Origin of the sequence: Burkholderia sp. Bp9099 (assembly GCF_003857805.1) — a bacterium.
GTDB lineage: Bacteria > Pseudomonadota > Gammaproteobacteria > Burkholderiales > Burkholderiaceae > Burkholderia.
Genome location: NZ_QTPU01000002.1, coordinates 225,529 through 240,741, shown reverse-complemented (window position 1 = coordinate 240,741; position 15,213 = coordinate 225,529). Strand labels below are relative to the sequence as shown.

The window sequence follows — 15,213 nt, the reverse complement described above, 5'->3', positions numbered from 1 at the left end:
ATCAACCGCGCATGCCCAGCACGGCGGCGCCCGATACGCGCCCGCCGCGCAGGTCGTCGAGTGCGCGGTTCGCGTCGGTCAGCGCATAGCGCACCGCCTCGACCCGCAGCGGCATCGCGGCCGCGATCCGCATGAATTCGACCGCGTCCGCACGCGTCAGGTTGGCCACCGATGCGATGCGGCGCTCGCCCCACAGCCACGCGTACGGAAAGCCCGGGATGTCGCTCATGTGAATGCCGCCGCACACGACGATCCCGCCCTTGTCGAGCGCGCGCAGCGCGGCCGGCACCAGCGCCCCCACCGGCGCGAAGATCAGCGCGGCATCGAGCGGCTCCGGCGGCGCTTCGTCGCTGCCGCCCGCCCACGCCGCACCCAGCGACAGCGCGAGCTGCTGCGCGGCCGTGTCGCCGGGCCTCGTCAGCGCGAACACCTCGCGTCCTTCGCAATGCGCGACCTGCGCGACGAGATGGGCCGCCGCACCGAAGCCGTAGATGCCGATGCGGCGCGCGTCGCCCGCCATGCGCAGGGTGCGATAACCGATCAGGCCCGCGCACAGGAGCGGCGCGGCTTCCAGATCGGAATAGCGTTGCGGCAGATGCACGCAATAGCGGTGATCGGCGACCACGCGCTCGGCGTAGCCGCCGTCGATCGTATAGCCGGTGAATCCGGGGCTGTCGCACAGATTCTCGCGGCCGGACCTGCAATACGCGCAATGCCCGCACGTCGAGCCCAGCCACGGCACGCCCACCCGGTCGCCGACGGCGAAGCCCGTCGCGCCTTCGCCCAGCCTGCGCACCGTCCCGACGATTTCGTGACCCGGAATCAGCGGCAGCTTCGGGTGCGCGAGGTCGCCGTCGACGACGTGGAGATCAGTCCGGCAGACGCCGCATGCGTGTACGTCGATCAGCAGCTGGCCCGCCGCGGGCGACGGCTCCGGCACGCGCGCTTCGCGCAAATGCGGGGTCGTGCCGTCAAACATCATCGCAAGCATGCTCGCCTCCCTGCGCGACCGGTTTCGCGCGCTTCGCTTTCCAGGCTAGTCGTCCGCCACCGCGTGCGTTTGCCCCGATGACAGGCGCTTGACGTGGGTCAACGGCCGCCGGACGGTTGCTGACACGATGAAGTGGCGAAACGCCGCCCGCGCGGCAACCTGGAGATGATCGATGATATCCGTTCCCCCGCTTGCTGCAAGCGCCCATCCCGACCAGCAGCTGAGGGAGCTGCTGGGCTACGCGGTGCTGGCGCCGTCCAGTCACAATTCCCAGCCGTGGCGCTTCCTGGTCAACGGCGCCACGATTTCCGTGTGCGCGGACCGCGTCCGCGCGTTGCCGGTGGTCGATCCGTTCGATCGCGAGCTGATCATCAGCTGCGGCGCGGCGTTGCTCAACCTGCGGGTCGCGCTCGATCACGCCGGGCTCGCCCACACGATCACCACGTTTCCTTCCGAAGTCGACCCCGATCTCCTTGCGGTGGTCCGGGTCTGCGACGACGGCTATTCCGATGCGTCCGTCGGCTCGCTGTTCGATGCGATTCCTGACCGCGTCACGACGCGCGCCCCCTTCGAATCGACGCCCGTGCCGGACGAGATCCAGCAAGAGTTGATCGCGGCCGGCGTCGCGGAAGGCGCCGACGTCGCGTGCGTCGACGCGCTCGCGCACCGTGCGCGCGTGGCCGAACTGGTTGCCGAGGCCGACCGCCAGCAGTTCTCGGACCCGCGCTTCCGGCGCGAGCTGGCGAGCTGGATCGACCCGCGCCGGCACGTGGACGGCATGCCCGCTTTCGCGGCCGGCGTGCCGACGTTGCTGGACTTCGCCGCGCCCGTCGTGACGATGGCGGTACGGACCTTCGATCTCGGCGACGGGCTGGCCGCGCTGCATCACCAGCTCGTCGGCGCGTCGCCGTTGATCGTGTGCATCGCGACCGTGCGCGACGATCGCGAAGCGTGGCTCGCTGCCGGGCAGGCGCTCGAGCGGATCCTGCTCGTCGCGACGCGCGCCGGTTATACCGCGTCGTACCTGAACCAGCCGATCGAGACGGCCGGGTTGCGCGCCCACCTGCGCCACATGCTCGGGCTGCGCGGCGAGCCGCAGTTGCTGCTGCGCGTCGGGCGCGGCCCGCATACGCCGCATTCGCCGCGTCGCCCGCTCGACGAAGTGATCTCCTTCTCCTGATCTCGACAAGGAAACGAACATGAGCATCATGCGTTGCGCCGCCCTCTGCGCGATTGCGCTGATAGCCGGCACGGCCGCCGCGCAGACGACCGTGCCCGAGCCGACCGAACTCGTCAACGCGCAGCACTGCATGTTCTGCCATACGACCGACATGACGTTCCTCGGGCCGTCGTTTCACGAGATCGCCGAGCGCTATCGCGGCGATCCGCATGCCGCTGCGCAGCTGGAACGCAAGCTGCGCGTCGGCGGCCGTGTGCATTGGGGCGACACGCCGATGCCGTCCGCCATCGATCGCGGCGGCCCGCTGTCTCGCGACGACGCGCATCGGCTCGTGCAATGGGTGTTGAGCCAGTGACCGTCGCGGGGCGCTTCCGTTCATGTCGACCCTCGTCAAACGCGCGCCCGCCGGCATGACACGCGGCCACGCACGCCGCCGCCCAGCCCCCGCCGCGACGATCGCGAAGATGCGCGGCAAACGGCTACGCGCGAGGCCCGATGCCGTCGTCGGCAAGGACGCCACCCCGCGCATCCCGCGCCGCGCGCGGCGCGTCGTCCCATCCCCGAACCGCGCCTCGGCCGAAGCGGACGCGACCCTTCTGCGGGGTTCCGGCATGCGCGGCATCCGGCTGCAACTCGATTACTGGAAAGCCGAGGAGCGCCTGCAGAACGAACGGATCGGCCATGCGGTCGTGATCTACGGCAGCACGCGTATCGTCGCGCCGTCGGTCGCGAAGGCGCGGCTGGACGAAGCGAATCGCCTGCTCGCGGAGCGTCCGTACGACGCGAGCAGGCGGCGCGCCGTCACGATCGCCAGCCGGCTCGTCGAATACAGCGTGTATTACCGCGTCGCGCGCGCGTTCGGGCGCATCGTCGCCCATGCCGACCGGTGCACGCGCACCGCGCGGCTCGCGATCGTCACCGGCGGCGGCCCCGGCATCATGGAGGCCGCCAACCGCGGGGCGTACGAGCGCGGCGCGCCGAGCATCGGCTTCAATATCGAGCTGCCGCGTGAACAGGCGCCCAATCCGTACATCACGCGGGCGCTCTGCTTCCGGTTCCACTATTTCGCGATCCGCAAGCTGCACCTGCTCGAGCGCGCGAAAGCGGCGGTCTTCTTCCCCGGCGGCTACGGCACGTTCGACGAGCTGTTCGAAGTGCTGACCCTGCTGCAGACGCGCAAGATCGCGCCGCTGCCGGTCGTCCTCGTCGGCGAGGCGTACTGGCGCCGCGCGGTCGACCTGGCGTTTCTCGCGGACGAAGGGATGATCGACCGCCGCGACCTGGAACTGTTCACGTATTGCGAATCCGCCGAGGCGATCTGGGACGCGATAGGCAGCTGGTATGCGCGGCGTCGCGAACGCGCGCCGGCACGCTGCAACGGGTCTTCGAAGCCACGCGCCGTGTAGGAATCCGCCGACGAGACGGGTGCGATTCCTACCTCGACTTCGGGGCACGCTGATTGAATCGGGGGCGCGCGGCAACGATACTGAAATCACGGATACCGGCCGACCGGCAAGCCGATCGCACAACAACCAGGAGAGCCGTCATGTCACACGCCGACTATCGTTCCGATTCGGGGATGCGGGCCGCCGCATCCGACACGTCCGACGCATCCGGCACGGCCGCGCTCGACACGCTGGCACTCGTCGCGCTCGCCCGGGACGCCGGCATGCTGGTGACACTCGACGGACAGATCGGGCGCGAGCGCTACGAAAGCGTGACGGGATCGATCGCCACACTGGCCCGCTTCGCCCAGGCCCTGCAGCTTTCCGCGCTCAAGGTGGAGTGATACCCGGCGTCGTGGCGTCGCGCCTCGGTATCGGTCGCCGGTGCGACGGCCCCCGTCGCTGCGCGGCTGCGCGCAGCGCGCGACGTGACCGACGCCTTCGTCGACCCGCCCCGCCCACCGGTTCAGACCGTGAAGGTATTCGACTTCTTCATCTCGATCCACGTCATCCCGGCGCGCAGCGCGTCGATCGCGGCTTCGCGCTCGGTCGCATGCGTCCTGCAGTGCGCGAACGTCCGCTCGCACATGCCGTCCGGCGATTCGAGCGTGACGTGGATCCGGCAGCGGAAGCCGCCCGTTTCGGCCGCGACCGTCTCGATCGCGACCGACCAGTCCGTTTCGTGAAGTTCGCCTGAAAGTGTCATCCGGCCGCCCTCCTGGATCGCCGCGGATCGCGCCTGCGCCTGCCTGACTTACTCGACCACCAGGTCGTCGACGACGGCACGCACGCCGCGCGCGGACCACGCGGCACCGCGCACGGCCTTGCGTTCGGAGAACGAGCCGACCTTGCCGGATAGCCGCACGGTGCCGTCGTGCACGTCGATCGCGATATGCTTCGCCTCGCGCTCCGCGTGACGCATGATCGCGCGCTTGATGTTCCCGCCGATGTCGTCCGCACCGACCGTCCCCTGTACCGCGATGTGGTCGGTCACGCCCGTCACGCTGCGCATCTGCGAGATCGCGCGCACGGCCAGATGGCTCTGGTATGCCCAGTCGACCTTGCCGGACAACGTGATCCAGCCGCGCTCGACCTGCACCTTGACCGCGTCGTCATGCAGCCCGACCGTCCAGTGCAGCACCGATCGCACCGCTTTCGCGATGTCCTCGTCGGTGCGCACGTCGTCGTCCGGCAGATGCACGGTCATGTCGACGACGAGCGCCTTGACGCCGGCCACGCGGTTCGCCGCGCGCTCGATCGCCAGCTTCTCCGCGTAGCTCGGCGGGTGCCCCGAAAGCGTCACGATCCGGTCGGTCACCTCGACGCCGATGCGTGTCGAATCGATCGACGGGTCGGACTCCAGTTCGTCCTGGACATCCTGCTTCAACTGCTTGTCGGTTTTCATCGTCTGCTCTCCTGTGAGCCGCGGCGTGCCTGTCCGCCGCACGTAGCCAGATTTGCACACGTGCGGCGCCCGATCGCTGATGCAGGTCAACGTATGCCGCGCGCCGCACGTCGTGGCCGGCGGGTGCGCCGCTTGACGGAAGTCAAGCCGCTACGGCCCGGCCGTCTTATCGTGAAATCGCCGAGGCGCGACGTTCCAGGCACGCGCAATCACGCTTCAAGGAGACTCGCATGACCGAACAGCAGCTGTTGGCCTATTCGCCGGCGCCCGTGATGCAGCCGGCATCGCCCGAGGGCGAGTCGCCGGCGATCGTCGACCTGCCGCGCCCGATGCTCGACAGCGACGTGCCGCTGATGGCGGCGCTCGCGACCCGAATGAGCTCCCGCGAATTCGCCGCCACACCGCTCCCGCCGATGACGCTCGGCACGATGCTGTGGGCGGCCGACGGCATCAACCGCCCGGCGAGCGGCGGTCGTACGGCACCGTCCGCGCACGCATTCAATGAAATCGACATCTACGTCGCGCTGCCTTACGGCGTCTATCGCTACGATGCGCCCGCGCATCGGCTCGTGCTGAAACACGCGGTCGATGCGCGCAACCTCACGGGCTATCAGGACTTCGTCGGCCGCGCGCCGCTGGATCTCGTCTACGTCGTCCGGACGGCCGCGATACTCGACATGCCGCTGCAGCAGCGCGACGTGTTCTCGGCGATCGCGGCCGGCGCCATCGCACAGAACGTCTCGCTGTACTGCGCGGCGGCCGGCCTCGGAACGGTCGTGCGCGGCTGGATCAATCACCGCACGCTCGCCGACGCGTTGCGGCTGAACGAGGACGAGCTGCCGATCCTCGCGCAGACGGTCGGCTACCGGCCCGGCAGTACGCCATCGCATGCGTGAGGGCAGATTCGGTCGCACCAACGAAGCGGCGCGCGGATCGCTCCGCGCGCCGGATCCACCCGATGGGCGACGCGTGCCCGCATCGCCCGTTGCCCGTCGTCCGTCGTCCGATCAGCTGATCGTGAGTTTCTTCTGCCCGACCGGCGCCTTCTTCGGCAGCGTCAGCGACAGCACGCCATCCTGATACGTCGCCGTCGCGCTGGCATCGTCGATGTCGCCCGACAGCGAGAACGAGCGGCTGATCGCACCGCTGTAGCGCTCGCGACGGATCACGCGCTCGCCGTCCTTCTGCTCGTTATTGCGCTCGACCTTCGCATGGATCGATACGGTATTGCCCGTCACCTGGACGTCGATATCGTCCTTGGCGACGCCGGGCAGCTCCGCGTTGACGGTATACGCCTTGTCGTTTTCGGTGACGTCGATCTTCATCGATGCAAGATCGGGCTGGTCTGCCAGCGCCATGCCGCGCAGCGGCCTGAACAGCCCCTGGAACAGGTCGGATACGGGTTCGATCGAAAACGGATCGTAACGCGTCATGTTGCTCATGGTTCGTACTCCTGATGCGGTGACATACGGCCGGCGCTCTCGTCCCGACAGCAGCGGCCGCAATGAAGATCGGGGGGCGCGACAGCACATGCCGCGCATGGGACGAATGATCTTTCGAAATCCAGCGTACCCTCCCGCCCCGGCACGCGCTTGATGCGCGTCAAGGGCGGCGGCCGATTACGTACAGAAGCGGAAATAGCCGCTGTGAAGCAGGATCGGCCGTCCGCCGATTTCTTCGAGCAGGCAGCGGGCAGCGCGCTCGATGGCGGGACGATGGCGCGCAAAGGCGTCGACGAGATCCTGCTCGCGAGGCGACGCCGCGCGGAAGTGATCTTCCAGCGCGGCCGAGGTGATCGCGCAGCGCACGCGGCGGCCTTCGACGAGTGCCGGAAAGCTCAGCGCGGAATCGAGGTCGCAATACGTCGGATGTTCGGAAGGAAACGATATCTGCATGATGATCACCTGTGCAGCTAGCACACTGGCCGACAGCAACACTAGGCCGCCACAACCGTCGCGGGCGCGGCATCCTCACCGCGCACGAGCAGGACCGGGCAACTCGATGCGCGGAGGAAAGTTTCGGCGACGCTGCCGAGTACCAGCCGCCGGACCCCGCGCCGACCGTGCGTGCCGATCACGGCCAGATCGATCGAATGATCGACGACGTAGCGCTGCAGGCGCGCCGCGACGTCCTCGCCGAAATCGGTCTCGATGATGTCCGTCTCGCCGTTGACTGCCGCGCGCGAGATCGTCCGGTCGGCGTCTCGCAGGATCGCGGCGCCGTGGCTACGGATTTCGTCGAGCAAGGCTTCCGGCTCCATGCGGCCGCCGTAGGCGAACAGCGTGGACTTGTCGACGGCGAACACGGCGAACAGGCGGGCGCCGCACAACCCGGCCATCCTGAGACCTTCTTCGAGCGCCCGATGCGCCGAAGGACTGCCGTCCGTGGCGACCATGATATTCGTGTACATGCGAACCTCGCTGATGAACCGACACGCCGGCGGCGTTCGGATTCGCTTCCATCATCGGTGCTCGCCGCGAGCAGGCGTTGACCGAGGTCAACGGTTTGGAGCCGTTGCGAAACCGGCACGAGAAGAAACTGGCGGCCGCTGGCCGGCATCCGGCCGACCGGGAGGCGAGGCGCCGCATTGCCGAGGACCGACGGCATCCGCCGCTAGCCCGGCGGGTTTTCGTCCGACCGGAAGCCTTGCTCGATTTCAAGGATCTTCCTGGCGCACGCATCGTATTGCCATCCCGGGCCGCCGTTGCTGTCATACATGCCCTTGCACATCGCCTTGAGCCGGATCACCGAGACACCGCCACCCGATTCCGCGCGCGACGCCCAGAGATAGACTTCTCCGGCGACATACGGTTGCGCCGTCTCGATCCGGTCCGCACTGAATCGCGTGATTCGGGTCGACGAATGATCCTGGACGTAGCGCCGCGTGCGGCTCCACGCCCGGTCGCACTCGGACGGCGTCGAACACTGCAGCGAGGCGGCCTGACGCATCGCAAGCAGTCGTGTTTCCATCGTCCTGAATGTCCCGGTTCGCTCCGCCCCGGCACACGCACCCAGCGCGAGGAGCACACTCATCGCCAATGCCCGTCGTTTCATCGTCAATGCCTCGTCCGGCCATGAATTCCGCATACGGTCACGCACCGCTTTGCGCGGGCGCTGGAACCGACTGTATTGCCGCCCCGGCGAATGCGGTTGACCTGCGTCAAGCGCCCTCTCGCGCGGCTGGCTTGACTGGCATCAACCCGGAAAGCGCCGTGGTCGGTTGCAATAGGGTTCGTCGAGTCGGCAGTTCCCGGCCTGCCAGCCGGATCAGGCGACATCGGGCAGACGAGAGCGTGCGTGCCCGTTTCGAATCCATCCCGCCGGGTGCGGCAACGCGTACGTACGCGCGCCCCGTATAACCGATCCGTTCATCATGTCCCGAGCGCCGCATATTCCATTCGCGCTGAGTCGCGCAAATGCACGACGAAAGTCGAGACAATTCGATCGCGCGTTGAGCCGGCCAAACACCTATCCCCACCCCGCGGGCCGGATCGAGCGGATCGAAACCCATCTGTCCGTCGTTTATCTGGCCGGGCGCTATGCGTACAAGCGCATCAAGCCGGTGCACTTCACCTTCGTCGATCTCACGCGGCCTGCACAGCGGCGCCGCTGCGCGCTCGCGGAGTGCACGCTCAATCGGCCGTTCGCCGGCCCGCTGTACCTGGGTGTCTGGCCGCTCGTCCCGCACGGCCGGCGATGCGCGTTCGCCGCACCGGTGCCGACCGGCGGGCGCCGGCGCCGGCAGCAGACAGTGCCGGGCGAGTACGTGGTGCGCATGCGCCGGTTCGACGCGCAGGCGATGTTGTCGGTTCGCAGCGCATCGCGCGACGACGGTCTGGCGGATGCGGAGGCCCTCGCGGATACGCTGGCCCACCATCATCTGCACGCGCCGCGCCGTGCGCCGCGCGGCCATCCCGGCAGCGCGGCGAGCGTCGCGGCCCAATGCCGGCCGTTGCTCGACACGCTCGACGTCACGGTACCGGACGAAGCCGCGCTGCGCGCCTGGTACGAAGCCGAACTGGCCCGCATCGCACCGCGGCTCGCCGATCGGCATGCGTGCGGTTTCGTGCGCGCGTGCCACGGCGACCTGCATCTCGAGAACATCGTGCGCTGGCGGAACCGGATCCTGATGTTCGACTGCGTCGAATTCGACGACGCGCTGCGCTGGATCGACGTGGCGAGCGATCTCGCGTTCGCGCTGATGGATTTCTCCGCCCACGGACGCGAGGATTGCGCCCACCGCCTCCTTTCCGGCTGGCTGGCCCGCACGGGCGACCACGCGGCACTGGGCGTGCTGCCGTGCTACTTCGTCTACCGTGCGCTGGTGCGCGCGCTGACCGCCCGGCTGCGCGGCGACGCGGCGGCACGCGCCCGCTATCTGCGCATTGCGTCGGCGATGGCCGGTGCGCGACGCGATGCGCAACCTGCGCTGCTCCTGTGTCACGGGGTTTCCGGTTCGGGCAAGTCGCTGGCGAGCCGTGCGCTGGCCGAGCGGCTCGGCGCCATCCGCTTGTCCAGCGACATCGAGCGCAAGCGCCTGGCCGGGGCATCGGCCGGCACCCGCCTGCCCGCCGTTGCCTATTCGGACACGGCGATCGACGAGATCTACGATCGCCTGCTTTCGGAGGCGCGCGTGGTCATCGACAGCGGCTACACGGCAATCGTCGACGCGACGTTCCTGCGCCGGTGCAACCGGACGGCGTTCATCGCGCTCGCCGCACGGCTCGGCGTGCGCGTCGCGATGCTCGATTTCACCGCGAGCCGGGCGACGCTCGCCGCGCGCGTCGCTGCCCGGGCGGCACGCGGACGCGATGCCTCCGATGCCGATGCCGCCGTGCTGGCCCGGCAGATCGAGCATGCCGATCCGCTGACCGAAGCCGAAGCAGCGATCGCGATTCGTTTCGACACCGATTGCGATGCCGTCGCGTATGAAAGCGGCGCGTTCTGGGCGCCGTTGCTCGCCGCGCTGCACGCGTAGGCGCGCGGCGCGAATCCCTCGGACAAGCGGCCCGGCACGCGCCGGGCGCCGGCCCCGCGGCGTCACGCGCGGAAACGCTGCTCCTCGATCTGCTGCAGCTTGCCGACTTCCGCGACGCTGCCGAGCAGCCCCGCGAGATGCCCGACGATATCGTCGAGCGTCACGATGCCGACGAGGCGGCCTGCATCGTCGACGACCGGCAGTCTCCGAATGCCCGACCGGCGCATCTCATCGAGCGCGACGCCGATCTCGTCCGTGTCGGACACGACGACGAGACCCCGCGACATGATCTGGCCGGCCGTCACGTCGCCCGGATCGTCGCCGCGGGCCATCACCTCGATCACCAGGTCGCGGTCGGTGACCAGGCCGATCGGAATGGCTTCGCCATCACGGTACTCGATCACGACGATGTCGCCGACATGCGCGTGCCGCATGCGATCGGCCAGTTCGAACGCACTGCATTCGACCGTGCACGATTCGACCGGTCGGGTACTGATTCTTCCAATGTGCATGATGAAGCTCCCGTTGCCCTTTGCGTGGACGATACGCATGCGCGCCGCCTCGCGGCGACGCATGTTTCCCGAGTTCAGGGTAAGCGCGGCGCCCTGGGCGGGCTTGACGCACGTCAATGTGCCGTACGCCGTCGGGCCGACGAGGCGCGGACGGCGAGGCGGCGGCCATCCATGATCTGCCTCAACGGCCGCGCATGTGCCACCGCTAACGTGACGGTATGTCGTGACGTTCGATGCCGGCCGCACCGCTGGCCGCCAACGCCACCTCCGTCCCGCGGATTCCGTCGCCATGACCTACGCATTGATTCTGGTGAACTTCGCCGTGTTCATCGCCGAGGCGAGCGGCTGGCCGGTGCTCATCGACCTGTTCGCGCTATGGCCGCCCGCCCGATCGGGCGCGCCGGCGACACCGGATTTCCACGTCTGGCAGTTGCTGACCTATAGCGTGCTGCATGCCAGTCTCGCCCATGTCGCGTTCAACATGTTCGGGCTCTACATGTTCGGACGCGATGTCGAACGCGTGCTCGGGCGCGCACGCTTTCTCGCGCTCTATCTGGCGAGCGTGCTGGCCGGCGCGATCGCGCAGCTCGGGGTGATGCGTGCCCTGCCGCCGGCCGACGCACCGACCGTCGGTGCGTCGGCCGGCGTTTTCGGCGCGCTGATCGCCTACGCCGTGCTGTTTCCGAAACGGCGCGTCGTGCTGCTGTTCCCGCCGGTACCGATGCCCGCCTGGCTCTTCGCGGCCGGCTATGCACTGACCGAATTGCTGTCCGGCCTCAGCGGCGACACGAGCGGCGTCGCGCATTTCGCCCACCTCGGCGGGATGCTCGGCGCGCTCGTGTGCCTCGCCTTCTGGCGAAAACGCGCGGGCATGCGTGCGTGACGCCTGTTCCCGCCGATGGCGGGAGCGAGCCCTAGATGCTGAGATATCCCTGGAACAGCCACGGCGGGCCGGTTCTCTCGCCTGTCGCGCGACCGCTCGCGGCGGGCACGCAGATGCCCGAGAAACCGGGCGACCCGTCCTGCCAGAACGACGGCACGAACGAAAATTCGCCGTTGACCGTCACCACGAAGTCGCGATTGAACTGCGACGGCCCGAAAATCGTCACCTCGCGGAAGAACGACGCGGCCTCGTCGCGCGCCGTGCTGCGCGCGGCAAGCAGCCCCCTGACGTCATAACGCGCCGGCAGCGTGTAGACCTTCCCGCCGCGCTCGACCGCTTCCGCCGCCGTGAAAACGAGTTCCACACCCGGGTACGGCAACCGGTAAGGCTCCCGACAGATCGGGCCGTCCGGCCCGAGCGCGAGCGGCGGATGAGCCCAGAGCGAAAGCGACAGCGGGCTCGTGCGCTGGGCGAAGTATTCCGAAAGCCAGTTCATGGTCAGTCCTCCCGTGAACGGTCATTGACGTCGGGTTGCGGAGCTTGTCTGCCGGATCGACGCGGTCGCGTCGACGGTTCGTCCAGCGTCGCACGCCCCGCCGCGCGACGCTTGATGCCGATCAAGCACGCGCCCGACATGCGGCCCGAGCGGTCAGCGGCCGAACGTGCGGGTATGGTCGTCGTAGTCGAACAGTCCCGCGTAGCGCCCCCAGTCGATCACGACCCTCAGCGCCTGGTCGGCGCTGCGCGGATCGAGATGATCCTCGAGTTCGAGCTCGAAACGCTCGCGCGGCGCGCGGTGCCCCTCGCGTTCGCCCAGCACTTCGTCGATATGCCCGGCGAGCGGCACGAACCGGACGACATGCTCGCGAAACAGACGCCGTCGGGCGTCGTCGTCGCTTTGCGCGAACACGTGACCCGCGGCACTCAGCCGGATGCTCCGGTCGTGCCATTCGGCAAACGCGAGCAGATGGAGCGCGGCCGCCGTCGAATACAGCGCGTCGACCCGGAGCGCAAGCGCCGATGCGATCGTGCCGAGCTCGGCATGCCCCTCGTACGGCGCGGCAGCGAGCGTGTCGACGAATCCGGCGAGATGGTGGCTCGACACGTCGGGCAGCTTCATGGCCAGCGCGCTGCCCGTCGCTTCCCGGCCTGCCGTCGCGTCGGTGATGCGTGCCGTCAGCGTCGCATAGATCTTGCCGGCGATCGCCTGAACGGCCGGATCGTGCCGACTGCGCGGACGCGGCAGCGGCACGTTCAGCGTTGCCTCGATGCGCGCCGGACCGGCGCCGAGCACCAGGATGCGATCGCACATGAGCACGGCTTCCTCGATGTTGTGCGTCACCATCAGCACCGACCGGGTCGACAGCTGGTGCGCGTCCCACAGGTCGAGAAAATCCGTGCGCAGCGTTTCCGCGGTCAGCACGTCGAGCGCCGAGAACGGTTCGTCCATCAACATCAGCGCGGGCTCGCTGACGAGCGCGCGGGCGAAACCGACCCGCTGGCGCATGCCGCCCGACAGTTCGCGGGGAAACGCCGATTCGAACCCGTCGAGCCCGATCAGCTCGATCGCGGCGGCCGCGCGTGCGCGCGCGTCCCCCGGCGCGAGGCCCAGCGCGTCGAGGCCGAGCTCGACGTTTTCGATGACGGTCAGCCACGGGTACAGCGCAAAGGTCTGGAACACCACCGCGATGCCGTCGGTCGGGCCGGCGAGCGGCGCATCGCGATACGCGACCGTGCCGGACGAGGGCTTGACGAGCCCGCCGGCGATCCTCAGCAGCGTGGACTTGCCCGAGCCGGAGCGGCCCAGCAGCCCGAGGATCTCGCCTTCATGCAGCGCGAGATCGATATCGGCCAGCACGTGCAGCGGCTCGCCGGACGGCTTCGTGAACGATTTGCATACGGCCCGCATCTCGAGCACGACCGCCGCCGGGTCCGAAGCCGGCGCGGCCGCGCTCGCGACGTTCCCTTCCGTGTATTCGCTGAGGTTCGGCACACGGGTCTCCCGTGAATAAATGATCGGTCGGGGGCTCAATCGAGCCGCGTGCGGCGCTCCGCGAACGCGTACATCGGGCGCCACACGAGCCGATTGGTCGCGATCACGAGCAACGACATCGCGGCCACGCCGAGCGCGATGCGCGGATAGTCGCCGGCGTCGGTCATCCGCGCGATATAGGCGCCGAGTCCGCCGGCATCCAGGCGTGTGCCGCCCCAGCTCACCGCTTCGGCGACGATGCTCGCGTTCCATGCGCCGCCCGACGCGGTAATCGCGCCGGTCACGAAGTACGGCAGGACGCCCGGCAGCATGACGTGACGCCACCAGGTCGGCGGCCGCACCCGGAAGCAGGCGGCCGCTTCGCGCAGGTCGGCCGGGAACGCGCTCGCACCGGCGATCACGTTGAACAGGACGTACCATTGCGCGCCCAATATCATCAGCGGGCACAGCCAGATGTCGGGTTCGAGCCGCAGGCGCACGATCGCGAACACCGCGACCGGAAACAGCAGGTTGGCCGGAAACGCGGCGAGGAACTGCGTGACCGGCTGGATGCGGGCGGCCACGCCCGGGCGGAGGCCGATCGCGATGCCGATCGGCACCCAGATCGCCGACGCGAGGGTGACCAGCACGGTCACGCGGACGAACGTGAGCCCGCCTTCGCTTGCGACGGTGCGCAGGTCCGTCCAGGTCAGCGTCGCGCGTCCGAGCCGGAACAGTTCGTACGCCGCATACGCGCATCCCGCGCCGCACGCCGCGAACCAGAGCACGTCGCCCGTGTGTCGCGGCAGCGCGATCCGGCCGCGCCATGCCGGCATGAACCCGCGCAGCCGCGCGCGCGCCGCCCGACGCAGCACCGCCCGGACCGGGCCGACCGCACGGCCGATCCATCGCGATCGGTGGAACAGGTCGAGCATCCAGCTGCGCGACCCGACCGTGGGCGCGGCATCGCCATAGCGGAACCGTTCCGACCATGCGACCAGCGGCCTGAACAGCAACTGGTCGTACAGGACGATCGCGACGCTCATCGCGACGATCGCCCAGCCCACGGCGGCGAGGTCGCGGCTCGCGATCGCCTGCGCGACGTAGGCGCCGACGCCCGGCAGGTCGACGTGCAGGTTGCCGACCGCGATCGCCTCGGACGCGACCACGAAAAACCAGCCGCCCGACATCGACATCATCGCGTTCCAGACGAGTCCCGGCATCGCGAACGGCACGTCGAGGCGCCAGAAACGCTGCCACGCGGACAGCCGGAAGCTGCGGCTCGCTTCGTCGAGATCGAGCGGCACCGTGCGCAGCGCCTGATAGAAGCTGAACGTCATGTTCCAGGCCTGGCTCGTGAAGATCGCGAAGATCGCCGCGCACTCGGCGCCGAGGATCCGCCCCGGAAACAGCGACAGGAAGAACAGCACCGTAAACGACAGGTAGCCGAGGATCGGCACCGACTGCAGCACGTCGAGCAGCGGGATCAACACGCGCTCGGCGCGACGGCTGCGCGCGGCCGCGGTCGCGTAGGCGAACGTGAAGACGATCGACGCAAGCAGTGCCGCGAACATGCGCGCGACCGTGCGCAGCGTGTAGCCCGGCAGTGCCGCGGGCGACAGCGAAATCGCCGGGGGCTGCGCCACCGCCAGCGGGCCGGCCATCTGGTGCGCCGCGATGCCGGCCAGCAACAGGAAACCGACCACGATCAGCGTCGCGACGATGTCCCGCCAGCCCGGCACGGGCAGCGTCCAGCGCCCGCCCCGCAATACCTCAGCATGGTGCTCCACGACGCCTCTCCCGCCGATGATGGCGGTTCATCTTCCCGGGTGGGGCGGCCGGCGGGC

General features: G+C 68.9%; 18 protein-coding genes. 7 read left to right on the top strand and 11 right to left on the bottom strand.

The features are described 5' to 3' along the window. Window position 1: 1 nt before the first annotated feature. Window positions 2-991 (bottom strand): zinc-dependent alcohol dehydrogenase family protein, encoded by a 990-nt coding sequence (locus tag DIE17_RS02915; RefSeq protein WP_124519773.1) that lies wholly within the window; start codon window positions 989-991, stop codon window positions 2-4. Between the two features lie 172 nt (window positions 992-1,163). On the opposite strand from DIE17_RS02915, the gene DIE17_RS02910 reads away from it, so the two are divergent. From DIE17_RS02910 to DIE17_RS02895, 4 genes are all read left to right on the top strand, one after another. Next, window positions 1,164-2,171: an Acg family FMN-binding oxidoreductase gene (locus tag DIE17_RS02910; protein ID WP_124519772.1), complete on the top strand. Its 1,008-nt coding sequence runs from the start codon at window positions 1,164-1,166 to the stop codon at window positions 2,169-2,171. 19 nt (window positions 2,172-2,190) lie between these two features. Then, a complete protein-coding gene (locus DIE17_RS02905) occupies window positions 2,191-2,526 on the top strand; it encodes a c-type cytochrome (protein ID WP_124519771.1) in 336 nt (111 codons plus the stop codon). A gap of 22 nt (window positions 2,527-2,548) precedes the next feature. After that, complete coding sequence (locus DIE17_RS02900) at window positions 2,549-3,577, top strand: LOG family protein (RefSeq protein ID WP_124519770.1); 1,029 nt, start codon at window positions 2,549-2,551, stop codon at window positions 3,575-3,577. Window positions 3,578-3,717: 140 nt separating this feature from the next. Then, a complete protein-coding gene (locus DIE17_RS02895; RefSeq protein ID WP_124519769.1) occupies window positions 3,718-3,960 on the top strand; it encodes a hypothetical protein in 243 nt (80 codons plus the stop codon). Between the two features lie 122 nt (window positions 3,961-4,082). Here the strand turns inward: DIE17_RS02895 and DIE17_RS02890 are convergent, their stop codons facing one another. Both DIE17_RS02890 and DIE17_RS02885 read right to left on the bottom strand, forming a co-directional pair. After that, entirely contained in the window at window positions 4,083-4,322 is a 240-nt protein-coding gene (locus DIE17_RS02890) for a hypothetical protein (RefSeq protein WP_124519768.1), read from the bottom strand. Between the two features lie 48 nt (window positions 4,323-4,370). Beyond that, window positions 4,371-5,021, bottom strand: a complete 651-nt coding sequence (locus DIE17_RS02885; protein ID WP_059452433.1) for a BON domain-containing protein — start codon at window positions 5,019-5,021, stop codon at window positions 4,371-4,373. A gap of 230 nt (window positions 5,022-5,251) precedes the next feature. Here DIE17_RS02885 and DIE17_RS02880 point away from each other — a divergent pair, with 230 nt between their 5' ends. Next, window positions 5,252-5,917, top strand: coding sequence for a nitroreductase family protein (locus DIE17_RS02880; protein ID WP_124519767.1), 666 nt, complete (start codon window positions 5,252-5,254; stop codon window positions 5,915-5,917). 111 nt (window positions 5,918-6,028) lie between these two features. Here the strand turns inward: DIE17_RS02880 and DIE17_RS02875 are convergent, their stop codons facing one another. The 4 genes from DIE17_RS02875 to DIE17_RS02860 all read right to left on the bottom strand — a co-directional run bounded on the left by DIE17_RS02875 (window position 6,029) and on the right by DIE17_RS02860 (window position 8,075). After that, window positions 6,029-6,463, bottom strand: coding sequence for an Hsp20/alpha crystallin family protein (locus tag DIE17_RS02875; RefSeq protein WP_124519766.1), 435 nt, complete (start codon window positions 6,461-6,463; stop codon window positions 6,029-6,031). A 177-nt stretch (window positions 6,464-6,640) separates the two neighbouring features. Then, window positions 6,641-6,916 (bottom strand): DUF1488 domain-containing protein, encoded by a 276-nt coding sequence (locus DIE17_RS02870; protein ID WP_124519765.1) that lies wholly within the window; start codon window positions 6,914-6,916, stop codon window positions 6,641-6,643. A 41-nt stretch (window positions 6,917-6,957) separates the two neighbouring features. Further along, on the bottom strand, window positions 6,958-7,431 hold the full coding sequence (locus DIE17_RS02865) for a universal stress protein (RefSeq protein WP_124519764.1): 474 nt from the start codon (window positions 7,429-7,431) through the stop codon (window positions 6,958-6,960). A gap of 203 nt (window positions 7,432-7,634) precedes the next feature. Then, window positions 7,635-8,075: a hypothetical protein gene (locus tag DIE17_RS02860; RefSeq protein WP_124519763.1), complete on the bottom strand. Its 441-nt coding sequence runs from the start codon at window positions 8,073-8,075 to the stop codon at window positions 7,635-7,637. A 319-nt stretch (window positions 8,076-8,394) separates the two neighbouring features. On the opposite strand from DIE17_RS02860, the gene DIE17_RS02855 reads away from it, so the two are divergent. Beyond that, entirely contained in the window at window positions 8,395-9,999 is a 1,605-nt protein-coding gene (locus DIE17_RS02855; protein WP_124519762.1) for an AAA family ATPase, read from the top strand. A gap of 62 nt (window positions 10,000-10,061) precedes the next feature. Here the strand turns inward: DIE17_RS02855 and DIE17_RS02850 are convergent, their stop codons facing one another. Further along, on the bottom strand, window positions 10,062-10,511 hold the full coding sequence (locus DIE17_RS02850) for a CBS domain-containing protein (RefSeq protein ID WP_124519761.1): 450 nt from the start codon (window positions 10,509-10,511) through the stop codon (window positions 10,062-10,064). 289 nt (window positions 10,512-10,800) lie between these two features. Here DIE17_RS02850 and DIE17_RS02845 point away from each other — a divergent pair, with 289 nt between their 5' ends. Further along, the gene (locus DIE17_RS02845; RefSeq protein WP_124519760.1) at window positions 10,801-11,394 is read left to right on the top strand and encodes a rhomboid family intramembrane serine protease; all 594 of its coding nucleotides are present in this window, start codon (window positions 10,801-10,803) and stop codon (window positions 11,392-11,394) included. Window positions 11,395-11,425: 31 nt separating this feature from the next. Here the strand turns inward: DIE17_RS02845 and DIE17_RS02840 are convergent, their stop codons facing one another. The 3 genes from DIE17_RS02840 to DIE17_RS02830 all read right to left on the bottom strand — a co-directional run bounded on the left by DIE17_RS02840 (window position 11,426) and on the right by DIE17_RS02830 (window position 15,156). Next, the gene (locus DIE17_RS02840) at window positions 11,426-11,890 is read right to left on the bottom strand and encodes a hypothetical protein (RefSeq protein WP_124519759.1); all 465 of its coding nucleotides are present in this window, start codon (window positions 11,888-11,890) and stop codon (window positions 11,426-11,428) included. Between the two features lie 153 nt (window positions 11,891-12,043). After that, window positions 12,044-13,303 carry a nitrate/sulfonate/bicarbonate ABC transporter ATP-binding protein gene (locus tag DIE17_RS02835; protein WP_185640952.1) on the bottom strand — a complete coding sequence of 420 codons (1,260 nt, stop codon included), beginning with the start codon at window positions 13,301-13,303 and terminating at the stop codon, window positions 12,044-12,046. A gap of 119 nt (window positions 13,304-13,422) precedes the next feature. Next, window positions 13,423-15,156, bottom strand: coding sequence for an ABC transporter permease subunit (locus DIE17_RS02830; RefSeq protein ID WP_124519757.1), 1,734 nt, complete (start codon window positions 15,154-15,156; stop codon window positions 13,423-13,425). Window positions 15,157-15,213 lie beyond the last annotated feature (57 nt).

Bases quoted from the DNA above. Each gene is read 5' to 3' on its own strand.
- DIE17_RS02915 (WP_124519773.1), bottom strand. From the start codon at position 991: ATGCTTGCGATGATGTTTGACGGCACGACCCCGCATTTGCGCGAAGCG.
- DIE17_RS02910 (WP_124519772.1), top strand. From the start codon at position 1,164: ATGATATCCGTTCCCCCGCTTGCTGCAAGCGCCCATCCCGACCAGCAG.
- DIE17_RS02905 (WP_124519771.1), top strand. From the start codon at position 2,191: ATGAGCATCATGCGTTGCGCCGCCCTCTGCGCGATTGCGCTGATAGCC.
- DIE17_RS02900 (WP_124519770.1), top strand. From the start codon at position 2,549: ATGTCGACCCTCGTCAAACGCGCGCCCGCCGGCATGACACGCGGCCAC.
- DIE17_RS02895 (WP_124519769.1), top strand. From the start codon at position 3,718: ATGTCACACGCCGACTATCGTTCCGATTCGGGGATGCGGGCCGCCGCA.
- DIE17_RS02890 (WP_124519768.1), bottom strand. From the start codon at position 4,322: ATGACACTTTCAGGCGAACTTCACGAAACGGACTGGTCGGTCGCGATC.
- DIE17_RS02885 (WP_059452433.1), bottom strand. From the start codon at position 5,021: ATGAAAACCGACAAGCAGTTGAAGCAGGATGTCCAGGACGAACTGGAG.
- DIE17_RS02880 (WP_124519767.1), top strand. From the start codon at position 5,252: ATGACCGAACAGCAGCTGTTGGCCTATTCGCCGGCGCCCGTGATGCAG.
- DIE17_RS02875 (WP_124519766.1), bottom strand. From the start codon at position 6,463: ATGAGCAACATGACGCGTTACGATCCGTTTTCGATCGAACCCGTATCC.
- DIE17_RS02870 (WP_124519765.1), bottom strand. From the start codon at position 6,916: ATGCAGATATCGTTTCCTTCCGAACATCCGACGTATTGCGACCTCGAT.
- DIE17_RS02865 (WP_124519764.1), bottom strand. From the start codon at position 7,431: ATGTACACGAATATCATGGTCGCCACGGACGGCAGTCCTTCGGCGCAT.
- DIE17_RS02860 (WP_124519763.1), bottom strand. From the start codon at position 8,075: ATGAAACGACGGGCATTGGCGATGAGTGTGCTCCTCGCGCTGGGTGCG.
- DIE17_RS02855 (WP_124519762.1), top strand. From the start codon at position 8,395: ATGTCCCGAGCGCCGCATATTCCATTCGCGCTGAGTCGCGCAAATGCA.
- DIE17_RS02850 (WP_124519761.1), bottom strand. From the start codon at position 10,511: ATGCACATTGGAAGAATCAGTACCCGACCGGTCGAATCGTGCACGGTC.
- DIE17_RS02845 (WP_124519760.1), top strand. From the start codon at position 10,801: ATGACCTACGCATTGATTCTGGTGAACTTCGCCGTGTTCATCGCCGAG.
- DIE17_RS02840 (WP_124519759.1), bottom strand. From the start codon at position 11,890: ATGAACTGGCTTTCGGAATACTTCGCCCAGCGCACGAGCCCGCTGTCG.
- DIE17_RS02835 (WP_185640952.1), bottom strand. From the start codon at position 13,303: ATGCGGGCCGTATGCAAATCGTTCACGAAGCCGTCCGGCGAGCCGCTG.